The sequence below is a fragment of the Pseudomonas sp. SWRI68 genome, assembly GCF_014269165.1.
Classification (GTDB): Bacteria; Pseudomonadota; Gammaproteobacteria; order Pseudomonadales; family Pseudomonadaceae; genus Aquipseudomonas; species Aquipseudomonas capeferrum.
Map to the genome: position 1 here is coordinate 157,144 of NZ_JABWRU010000002.1, position 16,636 is coordinate 173,779.

Annotated in this window: 17 protein-coding genes; 8 read left to right on the forward strand and 9 right to left on the reverse strand. The window is 62.4% G+C overall.

The genetic code is table 11. From position 1 onward, the window contains the following. Positions 1 to 32: 32 nt before the first annotated feature. The gene (locus HU770_RS04300) at positions 33 to 1,043 is read right to left on the reverse strand and encodes an AraC family transcriptional regulator (RefSeq protein ID WP_186663129.1); all 1,011 of its coding nucleotides are present in this window, start codon (positions 1,041 to 1,043) and stop codon (positions 33 to 35) included. 168 nt (positions 1,044 to 1,211) lie between these two features. Here HU770_RS04300 and HU770_RS04305 point away from each other — a divergent pair, with 168 nt between their 5' ends. The 3 genes from HU770_RS04305 to HU770_RS04315 are packed head-to-tail and all read left to right on the forward strand — an operon-like array spanning position 1,212 to position 3,852. Beyond that, positions 1,212 to 2,396 (forward strand): acetyl-CoA C-acyltransferase family protein, encoded by a 1,185-nt coding sequence (locus HU770_RS04305; RefSeq protein ID WP_033698835.1) that lies wholly within the window; start codon positions 1,212 to 1,214, stop codon positions 2,394 to 2,396. Between the two features lie 13 nt (positions 2,397 to 2,409). Continuing rightward, positions 2,410 to 3,258 carry a 3-hydroxybutyryl-CoA dehydrogenase gene (locus HU770_RS04310; RefSeq protein ID WP_186663130.1) on the forward strand — a complete coding sequence of 283 codons (849 nt, stop codon included), beginning with the start codon at positions 2,410 to 2,412 and terminating at the stop codon, positions 3,256 to 3,258. A gap of 12 nt (positions 3,259 to 3,270) precedes the next feature. Beyond that, positions 3,271 to 3,852 carry a TetR/AcrR family transcriptional regulator gene (locus tag HU770_RS04315; protein WP_186661270.1) on the forward strand — a complete coding sequence of 194 codons (582 nt, stop codon included), beginning with the start codon at positions 3,271 to 3,273 and terminating at the stop codon, positions 3,850 to 3,852. A gap of 61 nt (positions 3,853 to 3,913) precedes the next feature. Here the strand turns inward: HU770_RS04315 and HU770_RS04320 are convergent, their stop codons facing one another. The 5 genes from HU770_RS04320 to HU770_RS04340 are packed head-to-tail and all read right to left on the reverse strand — an operon-like array spanning position 3,914 to position 10,413. Then, on the reverse strand, positions 3,914 to 4,291 hold the full coding sequence (locus HU770_RS04320) for a response regulator (protein ID WP_186661272.1): 378 nt from the start codon (positions 4,289 to 4,291) through the stop codon (positions 3,914 to 3,916). Between the two features lie 44 nt (positions 4,292 to 4,335). Further along, positions 4,336 to 5,562: a hybrid sensor histidine kinase/response regulator gene (locus HU770_RS04325; RefSeq protein ID WP_186663131.1), complete on the reverse strand. Its 1,227-nt coding sequence runs from the start codon at positions 5,560 to 5,562 to the stop codon at positions 4,336 to 4,338. After that, positions 5,556 to 6,131 carry a chemotaxis protein CheB gene (locus tag HU770_RS04330; RefSeq protein ID WP_033698842.1) on the reverse strand — a complete coding sequence of 192 codons (576 nt, stop codon included), beginning with the start codon at positions 6,129 to 6,131 and terminating at the stop codon, positions 5,556 to 5,558. Before HU770_RS04330 ends, HU770_RS04325 begins: the two co-directional genes overlap by 7 nt. Next, positions 6,128 to 6,949 (reverse strand): protein-glutamate O-methyltransferase CheR, encoded by an 822-nt coding sequence (locus HU770_RS04335; RefSeq protein ID WP_033698843.1) that lies wholly within the window; start codon positions 6,947 to 6,949, stop codon positions 6,128 to 6,130. The genes HU770_RS04330 and HU770_RS04335 overlap by 4 nt, the downstream gene beginning before the upstream one ends. Then, positions 6,946 to 10,413, reverse strand: a complete 3,468-nt coding sequence (locus HU770_RS04340) for a response regulator (protein ID WP_186663132.1) — start codon at positions 10,411 to 10,413, stop codon at positions 6,946 to 6,948. The genes HU770_RS04335 and HU770_RS04340 overlap by 4 nt, the downstream gene beginning before the upstream one ends. 247 nt (positions 10,414 to 10,660) lie before the next feature. Here HU770_RS04340 and HU770_RS04345 point away from each other — a divergent pair, with 247 nt between their 5' ends. Then, positions 10,661 to 11,011: a response regulator gene (locus HU770_RS04345; protein ID WP_186663133.1), complete on the forward strand. Its 351-nt coding sequence runs from the start codon at positions 10,661 to 10,663 to the stop codon at positions 11,009 to 11,011. 56 nt (positions 11,012 to 11,067) lie between these two features. Here HU770_RS04345 and cobF read toward each other — a convergent pair whose 3' ends face one another. Together cobF and HU770_RS04355 are read right to left on the reverse strand one after the other, a co-directional pair. Further along, the gene (gene cobF / locus HU770_RS04350; RefSeq protein ID WP_186663134.1) at positions 11,068 to 11,817 is read right to left on the reverse strand and encodes a precorrin-6A synthase (deacetylating); all 750 of its coding nucleotides are present in this window, start codon (positions 11,815 to 11,817) and stop codon (positions 11,068 to 11,070) included. Between the two features lie 67 nt (positions 11,818 to 11,884). Beyond that, entirely contained in the window at positions 11,885 to 13,174 is a 1,290-nt protein-coding gene (locus HU770_RS04355; RefSeq protein WP_186663135.1) for an OprD family porin, read from the reverse strand. 359 nt (positions 13,175 to 13,533) lie between these two features. Between HU770_RS04355 and HU770_RS04360 the strand changes: the two genes are divergently transcribed. From HU770_RS04360 to HU770_RS04370, 3 genes are all read left to right on the forward strand, one after another. Further along, a complete protein-coding gene (locus tag HU770_RS04360) occupies positions 13,534 to 13,893 on the forward strand; it encodes a histone-like nucleoid-structuring protein, MvaT/MvaU family (protein ID WP_033698852.1) in 360 nt (119 codons plus the stop codon). Between the two features lie 221 nt (positions 13,894 to 14,114). Beyond that, the gene (gene gloA / locus HU770_RS04365; RefSeq protein ID WP_047580995.1) at positions 14,115 to 14,642 is read left to right on the forward strand and encodes a lactoylglutathione lyase; all 528 of its coding nucleotides are present in this window, start codon (positions 14,115 to 14,117) and stop codon (positions 14,640 to 14,642) included. 95 nt (positions 14,643 to 14,737) lie between these two features. Beyond that, complete coding sequence (locus HU770_RS04370; protein WP_186663136.1) at positions 14,738 to 14,980, forward strand: hypothetical protein; 243 nt, start codon at positions 14,738 to 14,740, stop codon at positions 14,978 to 14,980. A gap of 61 nt (positions 14,981 to 15,041) precedes the next feature. On the opposite strand, the gene HU770_RS04375 is transcribed toward HU770_RS04370, so the two are convergent. Continuing rightward, positions 15,042 to 15,863, reverse strand: coding sequence for a shikimate 5-dehydrogenase (locus HU770_RS04375; protein ID WP_186663137.1), 822 nt, complete (start codon positions 15,861 to 15,863; stop codon positions 15,042 to 15,044). Between the two features lie 206 nt (positions 15,864 to 16,069). Between HU770_RS04375 and HU770_RS04380 the strand changes: the two genes are divergently transcribed. Continuing rightward, entirely contained in the window at positions 16,070 to 16,252 is a 183-nt protein-coding gene (locus HU770_RS04380) for a hypothetical protein (RefSeq protein WP_033698857.1), read from the forward strand. The last annotated feature ends 384 nt before the right edge of the window (positions 16,253 to 16,636 follow it).

Genomic DNA, 16,636 nt, shown 5'->3' on the forward strand with positions numbered 1-16,636 from the left:
TACCGGCCCGTTTGCGGCCGGTACTGGCACACCTACCGCGCAACCAACCTGGCGCGATAGCTGCCCGGGCTCTGCCCCGTCCATTTCTTGAACGCCCGGTGAAACGCGCTGGGTTCCTGAAACCCCGCCAGCTCAGCCACTTCGGCGATGCTCAGTACCCCTTCGCGCAGGTGTTCAAACGCCATTGCCCGGCGCACTTCGTCCTTGATTTGCTGGTACGAACGCCCTTCCCGCTCCAACTGCCGGCGGAAGGTGCTGGCGCTGATACCCTGCAGCTGCGCCAACGCCGCCAAGGTCGGCCACTGCCCATAGCGCCGCGCGCGCAGGTGGCGATAGACCTCGGCCACCAGGCCATTCTGGTTGCGAAAGCGAATCACCAGGCCTTGGGGCGCGCTACGCAAGAAGCCCTTCAAAGCTTGCAGGTTCTGCACCACGGGCAGGCGCAAGTAAGCGCTGTCGAACTCCACTTCGGTACGCCCACTGCCCAGGCGCAGGTCAGGCCCCCACAGCAGCAGGTCGTCGTCCTGGGCAGGGCGCGACACCGCCAGTTCGGTACGGTCGATGCCAATGCGCCGCCCCGCCAGCCAGCACAGCAGGCCGATCATCAGCACCAGGTAGGTTTCCTCGGCGTATACCCGGGTCAGCGGGTCGGCGATGCTCGACTGCACGCTGATCACTGCCCTGCCCGCGCGCACCGTGAGGCTGCCGCGAAGGTCACGCAAGAACAAGCCAAAACCACCCATGCACTGACGCAGGGCTTTTTCCAGGTTCGGCTCCAGAATCAGGCCGCGGCAGATCAAGGCAAAGCTGCCCAGCGGCATGCCGTGGCTGTCGAGGCAGAAGAACTCGTCGTCCAACCGTTGAATCAGCGCCAGCCACAGCTGGGCGAATGCCTTGGCCGGCACGCGGGCCTGGGGCTGGTCGAGCAGCTGTGGATCGATGCCGACCTCACGCAGGTGTGCATCGCGCACGTCCGGGCGGTCGCGCAGGGCGTGCAGCATGGCCTTGAGGAAGTACACGGCGACCGTATCGCTATCGCGCATGGCGGGTTTCGCTGTCTATGCTGAGTGGCAAAAACTGCCAGGTTGAATGAACAGATCCGGCATAGGCTCTGGCAGAGCCTTTGCCTAGACTCGGGTGGACAAAGGGATCGCCGGCCATTCTCGCAGAGCCAGGCCCGGTCCCGCCATGCCTTCGCAATCGGAGCCCTTATGAGCAGCGCAGAAATCTACGTCGTCAGTGCCGTCCGTTCAGCCATTGGTGGCTTTGGCGGCTCTCTCAAGGACCTGCCGCTGGCAGACCTCGCCACCGCCGTGACCCGCGCCGCCATCGAGCGTGCCGGCGTGGATGCCGGGCAGATCGGCCACATGGTGATGGGCAGCGTGATCCCCACCGAGCCGCGTGATGCCTACCTGGCCCGGGTGGCGGCGATGAACGCCGGCATCCCCAAGGAAACCCCGGCCTTCAACGTCAACCGCCTGTGCGGCTCGGGCTTGCAAGCCATTGTTTCGGCAGCGCAGTGCCTGCTGCTGGGCGACACCGACGTGGCCCTGGCGGCGGGCGCCGAGTCCATGAGCCGCGGCCCGTACTTGCTGCCGCAGGCACGTTGGGGCGCGCGCATGGGCGACTTGCAAGGCATCGACTACACCGTCGGCGTGCTGCAGGACCCCTTCGAACACTTCCACATGGGCATCACCGCCGAGAACGTTTCGGCCAAGCACGGCATCACCCGTGAAATGCAGGACGAGCTGGCCCTGACCAGCCAACGCCGCGCCGCACGCGCCATCGCCGAAGGCCGCTTCACCAGCCAGATCGTCCCGCTGGAACTGAAAACCCGCAAAGGCAGCGTGCAGTTCAGCGTCGATGAGCACGTGCGTGGCGATGTCACCGCAGAACAACTGGCCGCCATGAAGACCGTGTTCAAGAAAGACGGCACCGTCACCGCCGGCAATGCCAGTGGCATCAACGACGGCGCTGCCGGCCTGGTGCTGGCCAGCGGTGACGCCGTGCGCCGTCTGGGCCTGAAGCCGCTGGCACGCCTGGTGGCTTACGCCCATGCCGGCGTCGAGCCCGAGCTGATGGGCCTGGGCCCGATCCCGGCGACCCGCAAGGTGCTGGAAAAAACCGGCCTGCGTGTGCAGGACCTGGACGTGATCGAGTCCAACGAGGCCTTCGCCGCCCAGGCCTGCGCCGTAGCCCGTGCGCTGGACTTCGACCCGGAAAAGGTCAACCCGAACGGTTCGGGTATCTCCCTCGGCCACCCGGTCGGCGCCACCGGTGCGATCATCGCCACCAAGGCCATCCATGAGCTACACCGCATTCAGGGCCGCTACGCCCTGGCCACCATGTGCATCGGCGGTGGCCAAGGCATCGCCGTGGTCTTCGAGCGCGTCTGAGGGAAACTGACCCATGAACATTGAACAAATTGCCGTGATCGGCGCGGGCACCATGGGCAACGGTATCGCTCAAGTGTGCGCGGTGGCGGGCTACCAGGTGCTGCTGGTGGACGTGTCCGATGCCGCGCTGGAGCGTGGCGTGGCAACCTTGAGCAAAAACCTGGAGCGCCAGGTCAGCAAAGGCACGCTCGACGCCGACAAGGCCGAGGCAGCGAAAACCCGCATCCGCACCAGCACCGACTATGCCCAGCTCAGTGGCGCGCAGCTGGTGATCGAGGCGGCCACCGAAAACCTGCAGCTAAAGCAGCGCATTTTGCAGCAAGTGGCCGGCAACGTTGCCGCCGACTGCCTGATTGCCACCAACACCTCGTCGCTGTCGGTGACGCAACTGGCCGCGAGCATCGAGCACCCGGAGCGTTTCATCGGCGTGCACTTCTTCAACCCGGTGCCAATGATGGCCCTGGTCGAGATCATCCGTGGCCTGCAGACCAGTGACAGCACCTATGCCCAGGCCTTGCTGGTGACCGAAAAGTTCGGCAAGACCCCGATTACCGCCGGCAACCGCCCAGGCTTCGTGGTCAACCGCATCCTGGTGCCGATGATCAACGAAGCGATCTTCGTGCGCCAGGAGGGCCTGGCCAGTGCCGAGGACATCGACACCGGCATGCGCCTAGGCTGCAACCAGCCGATCGGCCCCTTGGCACTGGCCGACCTGATTGGCCTGGATACCCTGCTGGCGATCATGGAGGCCTTCCATGAGGGCTTCAATGACAGCAAGTACCGCCCTGCCCCGTTGCTCAAGGAAATGGTCGCGGCCGGTTGGCTGGGGCGCAAAAGCGGCCGCGGTTTCTTCACCTATTGAGGAGCGAGTGCCATGCCCCCGGTTAACGCTGCGATGCGCTGTGCCAGCTTTGAAGAGCGACGTGACCAGGCCATGGCGCTGTTTGCCGAGAAGGGTTTTGGCCAGGTCAGCATGCGTGAACTGGCAGCCCACGTGGGGTTGACCGCCGGTTCGCTGTATCACCATTTCCCGAGCAAGCAGGACCTGCTGTACGACTTGATCGAAGAGTTGTACGAGGAGCTGCAGGCCACCCTGGACCAAGGCCGCCGCGCCATGGCCCGGGGGGCATCGGCGTTGTCGTGCCTGATCGCGGCGCATTGGCAGTTGCATGCCGAGCGGCCCTTGCAGTTTCGCCTGGCAGAGCGGGATTTATGTTGTTTGAGCGAGGCGCAACAGGTGCACCTGGCGTCGTTGCGCAAGCGCTATGAGGCAGGGTTGCTGCGTTTGATTGCACCGCAGGCGAAACTGCCAGGGCAAGCGCTGGAGGCTACTGCGCATGTGCTGGCGACGTTGCTCAACCAACTGCCGGGGTTGCTCAAGGCATTGCCTCAAGAACAAGGCTTGGAGCTGATGGAGAACTTGCTGGTCGGTGGGATCGAGCGGACGCTGCGATAGCCTGCCAGGGCCTCTTCGCGGAGCACAGCGGATCGCCGCACCGCCGCGAAGGCCAGCTGCCTCAGCGCAACAGCGCCTGAATCTGTTCGTGCAGGGTATCCAGGTCGAACGGCTTGGCCAGGATCGGCGCCTTGCGCGTGATCGGGCTGCCCGATTCGAGAATCTCCGCCGGGTAGCCACTGATGAAAATCACCTTAAGCTCCGGTCGCAGTTTTACCGCAGGCTCGGCGATCTCCACCCCCGAAATGCCCCCTGGCAATCGAAAATCAGTGACCATCAAATCCAGGTGCGGCTTGCTCGCCAGGATCTTGAAGGCCTGTTCACCGTCTTCGGCCACCAGTACGTGATAACCCTCGCCTGCCAGGTAATCACGCAAAATCATGCGAATGGCCGGTTCATCCTCGACCACCAGCACCACATCTTGTGCATCTTCACTCATGATAACGCCTTGAAATTCTTACAGTTGGCCATCTGACCCCAGGCTTACGCAGAGGTTGCCCGCGCCTGGTCGTTTTGTTGTTGGAACGTTGCCAGCGGCAATTGCAGGGTGAATGTGGCGCCCTGGCCTTCCTCGCTGTCAACCAGAATCCGCCCACCGTGGGCCTGGACGATCTGCTCGGAGATGAACAGCCCCAACCCCAGCCCACCGCTGGCCTGCTGTGCAGCGACCCGCTCGAACTGCTGGAAGATCCGCTGCTGGTTGGCGGCGCTGATACCGATGCCCTGGTCCTGCACCTGTACCCAGGCCATGCCATCCTGCTCGAACACGCGAACCTCCACCGGCTTGCGTTCGCCGTAACGCATGGCATTGGACAACAGGTTGGCCACCACTTGTTCAATCCGAAACTCGTCCCACTCGCCCTGCAACGTTTCGCAGCACTGCAGCACAATGTGCGTTTCCAACGCCGTGGCCTGGGCCGTGAAGTTTTCCACCAGGCCACGCACCAGCTGGCCGATGTCAAACACCTTGGGCCGCAACGACAACTTGCCGGTACGGATGCGCGAGACGTCGAGCATGTCCTCGATCAAGCGGATCAGGCTGTTGATCTGCCGTTCGTCACGTTCGACCATGGCCTGCAGCTTGTCGGCGCTGAAAGCCTCCAGGTTACCCCGTGCCAGGTGCATCTTGCGCAGCTGGGTTTCCAGGATCAGGCCATTGAGCGGCGTACGCACCTCGTGCGAGACGATCGACATGAAGTCGTCGCGCATGCGCACGGCATGCTCCAGCTCGCCCCGCGCCAGTTGCAGCTGGTTCAGCAATATCTCCTGCTCCTGGCGGCTGCGTTCCAGGGCTTCGAGCTGCCGACCTAGCACCTTGCGCTGGCGAAACAGGTCGACGAACACCGAGACCTTGCTTTTTACCGCCAGGGTGTCGAGCGGCTTGTGCAGAAAGTCCACCGCCCCGCTCTCGTAGCCCTTGAAGGCGTAATTCATCTCGCGCCCCGCCGCACTGACGAACACGATCGGGATGTTCTTGGTCTTGTCGGTGCCGCGCATCAACTCGGCCAGCTCGAAGCCGTTCATGCCCGGCATCTGCACATCGAGAATGGCCAGCGCGAATTCGTGCTCCAGCAGCAGCGACAACGCAGCTTCGGCAGACTGGGCCTGGTGCACCTCGCGGTCTTCGCCCTGGATCAGGGCATCGAGCGCCAGCAGGTTTTCCGGCAGATCGTCGACGATCAGCAGTTTGGCGATGGTGTGGCTTAGCATGCGCGGGTTTCCAAGGTCGCGAGCAGTTGCCCGATACCGCTCAGAGTAAGGATATGGTCGGGCTGATGCAGGGCCAGGGCGGCCTCTGGCATCAGGGCGACCTGTGCGTCGCGAGGGTCCTGGACAATTGTGCGGCCCCCATTGTTCTTGATGTAGGCAAGGCCCTTGGCGCCGTCTTCGTTGGCACCGGTGAGCAGCACGCCAAGCAGGCCGTCGCCATAGGCATCGGCCGCCGAAATGAACAGAAAATCGATCGCCGGGCGGGAGAAATGCACAGGTGCCTCCTGGCTCAGCGACAGCGTCAGGTCGTGCTCCACCGACAAGTGATAGCTCGGCCCCGCCACGTAGACCTGCCCGGCACTGATCCGTTCCTTGTCGCACGCCTCGCGCACCGGCCGGTGCAAGCGCCGCTGCAGCACTTCGGCCAGTTGGCTGTGGCGGTCGTCCGGCAGGTGCAGCACGCACAGCACCGGAAGGCTGAACGCCGGTGGCAGCGCGCCGAGCACCTCGAACAGTGCCGCCACCCCGCCCGCCGAGGCGCCAATCACCACTGCACGTACGCCGTTCATGATTTGCGGTAGATCCGTTCGGGCTTGACCAGTGGCTCGAAGCGCTCGCTGTAGGCCGAAAAATCTACCGACTCCTTGCTGCCCAGCACCAGGAACCCCCGATGGCAGAGCGACTCATGGAACAGCCCCAAGGCCCGATCCTGCAGCTCCTTGTTGAAGTAGATCAGCACGTTGCGGCACGACACCAGCTGGGTTTCGGAGAACACGCTGTCGGTGGCCAGGCTGTGGTCGGCGAAGGTCACGTTGTCGCGCAGGCTGCTGTCCATGATGGCGTTGCCATAGGCCGCGGTGTAGTACTCGGCGAAGTCGCGACGGCCACCGGCCAGGCGGTAGTTTTCTTCATACTCGCGCATGCTCTGCATCGAGTAGATACCTTGCTTGGCCTTGTCCAGCGAATGCGGGTTGATGTCGGTGGCATAGAGGATGGTGCGCTCGAGCAGGCCTTCCTCTCGCAGCAGGATGGCCATCGAGTACACCTCTTCACCGGTGCTGCAGCCGGCGACCCAGATCTTGATCGACGGCCATGTGCGCAGCAGCGGCACCACTTCATTGCGCAGCGCCAGGAAGTGGCTTGGGTCACGGAACATCTCGCTGACCGGGATCGTCAGGAACTGCAGCAACTGCATGAACATGCCCGGGTCGTGCAGCACCCGCTCCTGCAGCGCCGAGACTGTCAGGCAGTCGAACTGGCGCAGGGCATGAAGGATCCGGCGTTTGATCGAAGCGCCGGAATAGTTGCGAAAATCGTAGCTGTACTTGAGGTAGATCGCCTCGATCAGCAGCCGAATCTCGATGTCGGTGTTGCGCTCGCTAGTCAAATTCGCTCCAGTTGCGGCAGCCACACCCGGATCAACGAGAACAGGCGGTCCAGGTCGATCGGTTTGGCCAGGTAATCATTGGCGCCAGCCTGCAGGCAACGCTGCTGGTCATCCTTCATCGCCTTGGCGGTCACGGCGATGATCGGCAGCTTGCGCCAGCGCGCTTGCTGGCGGATCAGCCGGGTCGCCTCGAAGCCGTCCATCTCCGGCATCATCACATCCATCAACACCAGGTCGATGTCGTCGTGCTGCTCCAGGCGCTCGATGGCCTCGCGCCCGTTTCGGCCGATCTCGACGATGGCGCCCTTGTGCTCCAGGGCACTGGTGAGGGCGAAGATATTACGCACATCGTCGTCCACCAGCAGCACTTTGCGGCCCTCGAACACCTTGTCGCGGCTGCGCGCGGTCTTGAGCATGCGCTGGCGCTCATGGGACAGCTGCGATTCGACTTTGTGCAGGAACAACGTCACTTCGTCGAGCAGGCGCTCAGGCGAGCGAGCGCCCTTGATGATGATCGAGCGCGAATACTTGAGCAGGTCGGTCTCTTCTTCACGGGTGAGGTTGCGCCCGGTGTAGACGATCACGGGTGGGAATGAACGGATGTCCTCTGCGGTCATGCGCTTGAGCAGCTCGTTGCCAAGCATGTCGGGCAGTTTGAGGTCGATGATCATGCAGTCGTAGATGTTCTCGCGCAGCAGCGCCAGGGCGTCCTGGGCCATGGCCACGGCGGTGATCTCGACATCGTCGTCGCCGATCAGGCGGGCGATGCTTTCACGCTGCAGGTCGTCATCTTCCACCAGCAGGATGTGCTTGAGCTTCTGGGTCAGTTTGGCTTCCAGGCGGGCGAACACTTCCTTGAGCTCTTCGCGGCTGGTCGGCTTGACCGCGTAACCCACCGCGCCCATGTGCATGGCCGCCTCGACGCGGTCTTCGACCGAAATGATGTGCACCGGAATGTGCCGGGTGCCGGCCAGCTCCTTGAGGCGCTGCAGCACGGTAAGGCCGGAGTGGTCGGGCAGGCGCATGTCCAGCAGCACGGCATCGGGAATGTAGCGCGCGGCCAGCTCGAAGCCTTCGTCGGCGCCCTGGGCCACCAGGCAGCTGTAACCCAGTTCGTGGGCCAGGTCGAAGAGGATCCGGGCGAAGTTCGGCTCGTCTTCGATCACCAGGATGCAGCGGTTGTCGAACGGCGCCCGGTCGCGGTCATCGGCGAAGGTAAGCGCCGGCAGTTTCGGTGCCGTGGCGGTGGAAACCTTGGGCGCCGGCGGCAGTGTGTCGACCGCAGGCCGCAGGCTGAGCGCCTCGACCTCCTCGCTTTCAACCTCGTAGCGCTCCGGCACGATCAGGCTGAACACGCTGCCTTGGCCCGGGCTGCTGTCGACGCTGATCTGCCCACCCAGCAAATGCGCCAGGTCGCGGGAAATCGACAGGCCCAGCCCAGTGCCGCCATAGCGGCGGTTGCTGCTGCCGTCGACCTGGTGGAAAGCGCCGAAGATCGCCTGCTGCTGGTCGGCGGCGATGCCGATGCCAGAGTCGCGGACGGCGAACACGATGCCGGTGCCGGCCTGGTAGCTGATGGTCATGTCGACCTGGCCCTGGTCGGTGAACTTGATGGCGTTGGACAACAGGTTCTTGAGGATCTGCTCCAGCCGTTGCCGATCGGTGAACAGTGTCACCGGCACCTGGGGTTCGAGCTTGACCTCGAAGGCCAGCCCCTTGTGCTCGGCCAGTGGCAGGAACATGCCGCGCAGGCCTTCGACCAGGCGCGCCAGCTGGGTGGTTTCTGGCCGCACTTCAAGCTTGCCGGCCTCGACCTTGGCGATGTCGAGGATATCGTTGATCAGGTTGAGCAGGTCGTTGCCAGCCGAATAGATGGAATCGGCGAACTTGATCTGCTCCCCGGTGAGGTTGCCCTCGCCGTTTTCCGCCAGCAGCTTGGCCAGGATCAGCGAGCTGTTGAGGGGCGTGCGCAGCTCGTGGGACATGTTGGCAAGGAATTCGGACTTGTACTTGCTTGAACGCTGCAGGTCATCAGCACGGGCCTGCAGCTCTTGCTGGGCCTGGCTGAGCTCGTCGTTCTTGCGGTCCAGGGCATCGGTGCGTTCGGACAACTGCTCGTTGGTCTGCTCCAGTTCGGCCTGCTGGGTCTCCAGGTGGGCCTGGGACTCCTTGAGCACGCGGGACTGTTCTTCGAGCTCTTCGTTGGCGGTTTTCAGCTCTTCTTGCTGCACTTGCAGCTCTTCGTTCAACTGCTGGGTCTCGGCCAGCACTTCCTGCAGACGCTGGCGATAACGCGCACTTTCGATGGACATGCCAAGGTTGCCGCCAACCCGCTCCATCAGCTCTTCATCGCGCGCCTGCAACGGGCGCAGGAACCCCAGTTCGATCACGCCGTTGATCTGCCCATCATCGGTGGCGGGCATCAGCAGTGCGCTGCGCGGCAGGCCATTGCCAAGGCCGGAACTCAAGCGGTAATAGTCGTCGGGCAGGTCCTCCAGGCGCAACAGCCGACCTTCACGCACAGCTTGGGCCAGCAAGCCATCGTGGTCGCCCTTGATCTGCTCGCGGGCCTGCTCTTCGGCGCTCAGGCCATAGCTGGCCACGCGCACCAGGCTGCCATGCTCATCGCGCACATACACCGCGCCGACCACGCTGCCCAGCGCCGCCGCGAAGAAGCGCAGGATGTTGTCGCCGAGCATCGGCAGGGTCAGTTGCCCCAGTACCTGCTGGGCCAGTTGGGTCTGGCCGTTGCGCAGCCAGGCCTGGTGCTCCAGACGCTCAGCAGCGCGCCGCTGGGCCTCGAGGTTTTCCGCGTAGCTGCTCGACAGCGCCAGCAGGTCGCGGCGCCCGAGGTAGGCCAGCAAGGCACTGAGGCCGACGATGAGCAGCACGAAGACCGAGATCGCGGTCACGGTGACCGAGCTGACTTTCTCGTTACGGGCCATGCGCAGTTGCTGCTCGGTGCTGATCAGGCCGTCGAATTCCTTGCGGATCTCGTCGGTGATGCGCTTGCCCCGCCCGTTGCCGATCGATGCCTGGTAGTCGCCCTGGTTACGGCGCAGGGTAATCATCTGGTTGCCGAAGTCGTTCCAGGCCTGCTGCAAGGCCATCAGCCGGTCGATACGGTCAACCTGCTGCGGGTTGTCCTCGACCATTGCGCGCAGGCTCTGAAGGCTGCCGAGAATTTTCGGCTTGGCCACCTCGTAGGGGTCGAGAAAGCGTTCGTCCCCGGTGATCAGGAAGCCGCGCATGCCGGTTTCCATGTCGATCGACAGCTTGACCGTCTCGTTGGCATTGCCGATCACCCGATCGGTATGCTCGACCCATTGCATGGCCGAGAGCAGGTAGTTGATCACCGCGACAAACGCCACGGCCCCCAAAAGCCCCACCCCAAGGGGCAGGCCGATGTTGCGGCTCAACAGCTTGCGGAAGCTTTGCTGGTCTATCGAGGCTGCTTGAATCATGTGATGACGCCCGAGCGAAAAAGTCCATTAAGAAGTGCGGCGAAAGACCGTTATTATTGCCAGCCACTGTGCTCACTGATAACAGCGAGTCTAACCAGCTTTGCCGAGCCTGGCAGGGCATTTAGCCAGTATTTGAAGGCTGGGTTTGCCAATCGTTCCATCTGATTGCAAGGATCGGTATCCTCGGGAACTTCTGCTGGCGTGCAGCGTACAGATTAAAGACATTCATTTGCACAGGAACCCAACCATGCACCTTCTGGTAGTCGAAGACGACGACATCGTACGCATGCTGATGGTCGAAGTGCTCGCCGAATTGGGCTACGAAGTCATCGAAGCGCAAGACGCCACCACCGCCTTGCGAGTGCTCGAAGATGCTTCGCAGGCCTTGGCGCTGATGATGACAGACGTGGGCCTACCGGACATGCGCGGCGAAGAGCTGGCGCACCGTGCACGCGCACTGCGCCCGTTACTGCCGGTACTGTTTGCCAGTGGCTATGCCGAGAATGTCAACGTGCCAGAGGGCATGCACATGATCAGCAAGCCGTTCGGCATTGACCAGTTGCGCGACAAGGTCATGCAGATACTGCCCCCCCCCTGAACCCTGCGCGCACTCTTCGCGGCCACCCGCGAAGAGGCCCGCCCCCCTGCAATCGATTACAGCGTTCGGCGCAACAGGTAGGTGTCCATGATCCACCCCTTGCGCAATCTCTCCTGCGCCCGCACCTGCAAAATCCTCGCCTTCACCGCCTGCAACGGCCCGGCAATCAACACCTCGTCCGCGGTCCCCAGGTAGGCCCCCCAGTAAATTATCAGGTCAGGGTCATCGAGCGCAGCAAACGCGCCCTGCCCGTCGAGCATCACCACCACATTGTCGATGCGCGCCTGCTCGGCCAGGCGACGCCCCGGCAGCACGGTCAGCGGTTCACCGATACGGTTGAGCGGCACCTGATGCCGAGCGGCCAGGGCCTGGACGCTACTGATGCCGGGGACCACCTGCAGGCGCACTGCCAACCCGCCTTCGCGGACAAGGTCGAGAATGCGCAGGGTGCTGTCGTACAGGCCAGGTTCGCCCCACAACAGAAAGGCACCGGCTTCGCCGACAGCCACCTCGTCTTCGATCATGCGGGCATACAGCGCGGCGCGCTGGCGGTGCCAGTCCTGCACCGCGCCCACATAATCCGCCGCCTGGCCGTCGCGCGAAGGGTCGGCCACCTGCACCAGCCGGTAGCCACCCTCGGGTCGATAGCGTTCGAGAATCGCCTTGCGCAAGCGCACCAGTTCGTCCTTCTGCGTGCCCTTGTCGAGCACGAAGAAAACGCTGGCGCGACGTAGCGCCTCGACCGCTTCATAGGTGATCTGAAGCGGATCACCCGGGCCGATGCCAATCAACAACAGGTCTTTCATTGCCCTGCCCTTTGCCACTACCCGTGACCATTCTCGGCCAGCCATGGGTCTTTGGCAAAGCCACCGGCTAGAAGATGGAGAAGTTGTAACTGACGATGACGCGAGTCTCGTCCATGTCACGTGCCCACTTCTCATAGTTGCTGCGGTAAGTGGAGTTGCGCAGACGTACGCTGACATCCTTGAATGTGCCACTTTGCACCTGGTACTTGAACTCGGTGTCGCGTTCCCATTCCTTGCCTTCGCCCGTGCTGCCCGGGACCTTGATATGGTCGCCATTGATGTAACGGGTGAAGAAGGTCAGGCCGGGGACACCCAGCGCTTTGAAGTCATAGTCATAACGCAGTTGCCAGGAACGTTCCTGGGCGGCGGCGAAGTCGTTGACCTGGGCGTAGTTGACCAGATAAGGGTTGCTGCCATCCAGGTACGGCATGGCGCTGTCACCGTACATGCGCTGCCAGCCGGCACTGACCTTGTGGCCCCCCAGGCTGTAGCCGAGCATACCGCTGAAGGCACGGTGGTCGATGGCGCCTGCGCGGGCATTGCCGATGTCGTCGCTCTTGATCAGGCGCAGGTCGGCCGACAGGCTGCCCACCGCCAGCGGCTGGCTCGCCACCAGGCCGAGAAAGTGCTGGCGATAGATGTTCTCCAGCTTGGCCACCTGGTACTGGGCGCTGACACGGTCACTGAAACGGTAGTCGAGGCCCGCCAGGTCGAAGTGGTCGGCTTCGATATCGCAGGCATAGCGCTTGTTCTTGCAGTGCACGCGAATGTCCTGGCGGTCAGTGGAGTCCCGTGCGGTGTACTTGTTCAGGCGCGCCAGGGTGAACTTCAGATCGTGTATTTCTTCGGAGGTCAACAGCGCGCCGTGGAACAGTGTGGGCAGCAGCCGGCCATCGTTGTATTTGATCAGCGGCATGTCCGGCATCATCGAGCCGTACTTGAAGACCGTGTTGGACACTTTGACCTTGGCCGCCAAGCCCATCTTCGCGTATTGATCCGCCGAATGCCGCGGGTCGTGGCCAGAAGACGGCAGCAGGCCGCTGTTACTGTCCGCCGGGCTGGAATCGAGCTTTACCCCGAACAGGCCGATTGCATCAACGCCAACGCCTACCGGCCCCTGGGTAAAGCCGGACTGCACATTGAGGATAAAACCTTGCGCCCACTCTTCGCGCTTGGAGGCGCCCTGGCTGGAACTGCTGAGGCCATCACGGAAGTCGCGGTTGAAGTAGACATTCCGCGCTTCGACCTTGGCGCTGCTGTCTTCAAGAAAACCGGCGGCCTGGGCATTGACGCCGGCACACAAAAGGAACAAGCCGGCAACACGGCGCCCTGGGGCGTGAGGGAGGGGGGCAAACATGCGTGGAAACATCCAGAAAGAAAGGCAAAAAACAACCTGCAGCAAACACCTGCTGCGGTACTGCGACACGCCCGAACAGTCGCCGGGCATCATCTGAAATGATCGCGCAAAGGCTCTGGCTCAGGCCATTGGACCTTGGTCTAGAACCGTTCGCGATGGCCCTCGAACTCCTCACGAAATAGCGCCCGGAAAACCTGTAAAGTTCCGTGCTTACTTATAAAAAGTTTGCAGTTTACCCAGTAGCAATGAATGACTACACTCGATGTCAGCGAACAGCGGAACCCACCCCGTGGCCGGCGTTTTGTACTACTTCAATGTTCGTCACGCCCTGCCACGAAAGACGTACAGGAGTGATTACAGTGTCCAGACTTGCAGAGTTTCGTGCTGCCGAAAAAGCGCTTCAGGAACAAATGGCTCAACTGGAAGCGCTGAAAAAGGATGCCGGCCTCAAACGCGAAATCGAATTCGAGCAGAAACTAGTCGGCCTGATGAAAAGCTATGACAAGGGCCTGCGCGATATCATCGCCATCCTCGACCCCAAGGCGGCAACTCGGGCCACCAGTACTGCCCCCAAACAACAGCGCCGACCGCGCGTGGTCAAGGTGTACGAGAACCCCCACACCGGCGAGCTGATTGAAACCAAAGGGGGCAACCATCGTGGGCTGAAGGCCTGGAAGGAAGAGTACGGCGCCGCCACGGTAGAAAGTTGGGTACGCTGATGAAACGTCCACATGTACTTCACACTTTTTTCACAAGGGCTGGCTCACTATCGAGACAGCTAAAGGACTAGCGACCCCACGCGCCCGCACATGCGGGCCTCTCTTCCAGCGCCCTGCCTCGTGCAGGGCGCTTTCATTTGCGCAATCGCTTCACTGCCGTATCATGGCCAGCCTGTCTGTTTTGCCGGTGCCTCGCGCCCGGCCCCGTCTCAGGAGTTCCCATGAGCCTGCACGATCTGCAAACCCTGCCTGGCGTCACCGCGCAGCCGGATACCGCCACTGCCAAATTCGTCTTCAACCACACCATGCTGCGGGTCAAGGACATCGAGAAGTCGCTGGACTTCTACACCCGCGTCCTGGGCTTCCGCCTGGTGGACAAGCGCGACTTCCCCGAAGCCGCCTTCAGCCTGTACTTCCTGGCCCTGGTCGACCCGGCGCAGATCCCTGCCGATGACGCCGCGCGCCACCAGTGGATGAAGTCGATCCCAGGTGTTCTGGAGCTGACCCACAACCACGGCACCGAACACGACGCCGATTTTGCCTACCACAACGGCAACACCGACCCACGCGGTTTCGGCCACATCTGCATTTCGGTGCCAGACGTGCGCGAAGCCTGCGCGCGCTTCGAAGCACTCGAAGTCCCCTTCCAGAAACGCCTGGCAGATGGGCGCATGAACCACCTGGCCTTCGTCAAGGACCCGGATGGCTACTGGATCGAAGTGATTCAGCCGACTGAACTCAAGGGCTGAGCCTCAACGCTATTCGCTCGTCGGGCCGGGAACTCTCGGCCCCTTGCTGTGGTATATGAAAGTAACGGTTTCATAAGCACAGCGAGGTAAGGACGATGCAATCTCTTCACTGTGAACACCGCAAGTACACCATCACCGCCAGCGTGATGCCCCACCCCGACTCCCCCCTACCCTACGCCGCCGGGTGCCTGATCACCGACCCTGAAGGGCATACCAGCAGGCGCATCCCCATGCCGATGAAGTTCTTCTCGGACCTTGAGAACGCCCAACACGTGTCACTGGCGCATGGGCGTGCCTTGGTGGATCAGCAGTTGGACAAGGGCCACAAGGCGTTCTGACTGATTGCTAACCGGTGCTGGCCCCTTCGCGGCTACCCGCGAAGAGGCCGGTCAAGACGACCTAGATATCCCTGGCATATACCACAGCAGCTTCAACCTGCTCACGTGTCGGCCGCACGTCGGTATACAGCACGAACTGCTCCAGTGCCTGCAATGCAATCACCTCCAGGCCTGTGATCACCGGCTTGCCCAACGCCTGCGCCCGCTTGATCAAGGGCGTCTGCGCCGGCATCGCCACCACATCGAATACCCGCTCTGCCGCTGCAATGGCGTTCTCGGAAAACGCCAGCACGTCGGCCTCCGGCCCACCGGCCATGCCAATGGGTGTCACGTTCACCAGCATCGGCGGGCACAGGTCACCGAGTTCGGCAACCCACCGATAACCACAGACATCCGCCAGTTGCCGCCCAGCCTGCTCGTTGCGCGCCACGATCATGCCCTCGTTGAAGCCCGCATCACGCAGGGCGCTGGCCACCGCCTTAGCCATGCCGCCACTCCCGCGCAGGGCAAAGGCGGTGGCCGAGTCGACCTGATGCTGCTCCAGCAATTGACGCACCGCCAGGTAATCGGTGTTGTACGCCTTCAGATGGCCGCCGGTATTGACCAGCGTGTTGACCGACTCGATGGCAGCGGCGGAGGGGTCAACCTCATCGACCAGGGCCATGCAGGCCTCCTTGTAGGGCATCGACACCCCACACCCGCGAATCCCTAGAGCACGAATGCCCGCCACCGCCGCCGGCAGGTCGTCGGTGCTCATGGCCTTGTAGTAGAAGTCCAGGCCCAACTGCTGATACAGGTGGTTATGGAAACGCACGCCGAAGGTACCGGGCCGGCCGGCCAGGGAGATGCACAGCTGCGTGTCTCTGCTGGGAGTCGTCGACATAACCTGCTCCTTTTTCAGAACTGAATCGTTTTTTCAGCGTATCAGACGCAGCCGCTTGTCGTCCCTTACACAACGTTTATGGCGGGCGTGATCGCGCTCGCCACGCTGGTGATCGTTGATAAAACTAATGACCACTATCGAGCAAGTTGATTTCAAACCACCGAGGCTGCTGCGTAAGGTAGGGCCATGTTCCACAGGAGGTCCCCATGGCCACTATCCAGATCATGTCCGTTGTTGGCAGCGCCGTCCCCCCTTCACTGCGTCAGCAGGGCCAGCTGGCGTGCTGGTACCTGGTGCGCAACGGCGAGCCCGTGAGCGGCCCCCTGCTGACCCGCGCCTCGGCCCAAGCCCTGGCTGAGCAGTTGCAGCCAGGTACCCTGGTCGCTTGACCTGAACGTGTTGTGCGTTGCTCCCTCTCCCTTTTGCGGCCCGCCTTTTGGCGGGCCTTTTTTTTCTTCACGGAATGCTGGGGAAGTGGGGCTGCTATGTGCTTGTCGGGAGAAAGGGTGATGGCGGCTAGCTGCCATCACCGTGTGCGGTAACCGAACGATTGTTGCTGACGCCTTGCATGTGCCAGCGCATACGTGCAAGGGTAAAAAAGGAACGTCAGCCACCAAAAAGGAAGATAAGCACCTTATGCTTGGAATCACACGTATCCATCGCTACGTGCGCCCATTGCCTGCAAGCCAAGCTGCAGCCAGTGGGCGTGACGTCAACGGCAAACCAGGCGCCCGCCTGGCCGCAAAGCTTACCGCCCTCCTCTGCACACCCCG

Bases quoted from the DNA above. Each gene is read 5' to 3' on its own strand.
- HU770_RS04320 (WP_186661272.1), bottom strand. From the start codon at position 4,291: ATGAGTGAAGATGCACAAGATGTGGTGCTGGTGGTCGAGGATGAACCG.
- HU770_RS04330 (WP_033698842.1), bottom strand. From the start codon at position 6,131: ATGAACGGCGTACGTGCAGTGGTGATTGGCGCCTCGGCGGGCGGGGTG.
- HU770_RS04375 (WP_186663137.1), bottom strand. From the start codon at position 15,863: ATGTCGACGACTCCCAGCAGAGACACGCAGCTGTGCATCTCCCTGGCC.
- HU770_RS04310 (WP_186663130.1), top strand. From the start codon at position 2,410: ATGAACATTGAACAAATTGCCGTGATCGGCGCGGGCACCATGGGCAAC.
- cobF (WP_186663134.1), bottom strand. From the start codon at position 11,817: ATGAAAGACCTGTTGTTGATTGGCATCGGCCCGGGTGATCCGCTTCAG.
- HU770_RS04315 (WP_186661270.1), top strand. From the start codon at position 3,271: ATGCCCCCGGTTAACGCTGCGATGCGCTGTGCCAGCTTTGAAGAGCGA.
- HU770_RS04340 (WP_186663132.1), bottom strand. From the start codon at position 10,413: ATGATTCAAGCAGCCTCGATAGACCAGCAAAGCTTCCGCAAGCTGTTG.
- HU770_RS04345 (WP_186663133.1), top strand. From the start codon at position 10,661: ATGCACCTTCTGGTAGTCGAAGACGACGACATCGTACGCATGCTGATG.
- HU770_RS04300 (WP_186663129.1), bottom strand. From the start codon at position 1,043: ATGCGCGATAGCGATACGGTCGCCGTGTACTTCCTCAAGGCCATGCTG.
- HU770_RS04325 (WP_186663131.1), bottom strand. From the start codon at position 5,562: ATGCTAAGCCACACCATCGCCAAACTGCTGATCGTCGACGATCTGCCG.
- gloA (WP_047580995.1), top strand. From the start codon at position 14,115: ATGAGCCTGCACGATCTGCAAACCCTGCCTGGCGTCACCGCGCAGCCG.
- HU770_RS04380 (WP_033698857.1), top strand. From the start codon at position 16,070: ATGGCCACTATCCAGATCATGTCCGTTGTTGGCAGCGCCGTCCCCCCT.
- HU770_RS04305 (WP_033698835.1), top strand. From the start codon at position 1,212: ATGAGCAGCGCAGAAATCTACGTCGTCAGTGCCGTCCGTTCAGCCATT.
- HU770_RS04370 (WP_186663136.1), top strand. From the start codon at position 14,738: ATGCAATCTCTTCACTGTGAACACCGCAAGTACACCATCACCGCCAGC.
- HU770_RS04355 (WP_186663135.1), bottom strand. From the start codon at position 13,174: ATGTTTGCCCCCCTCCCTCACGCCCCAGGGCGCCGTGTTGCCGGCTTG.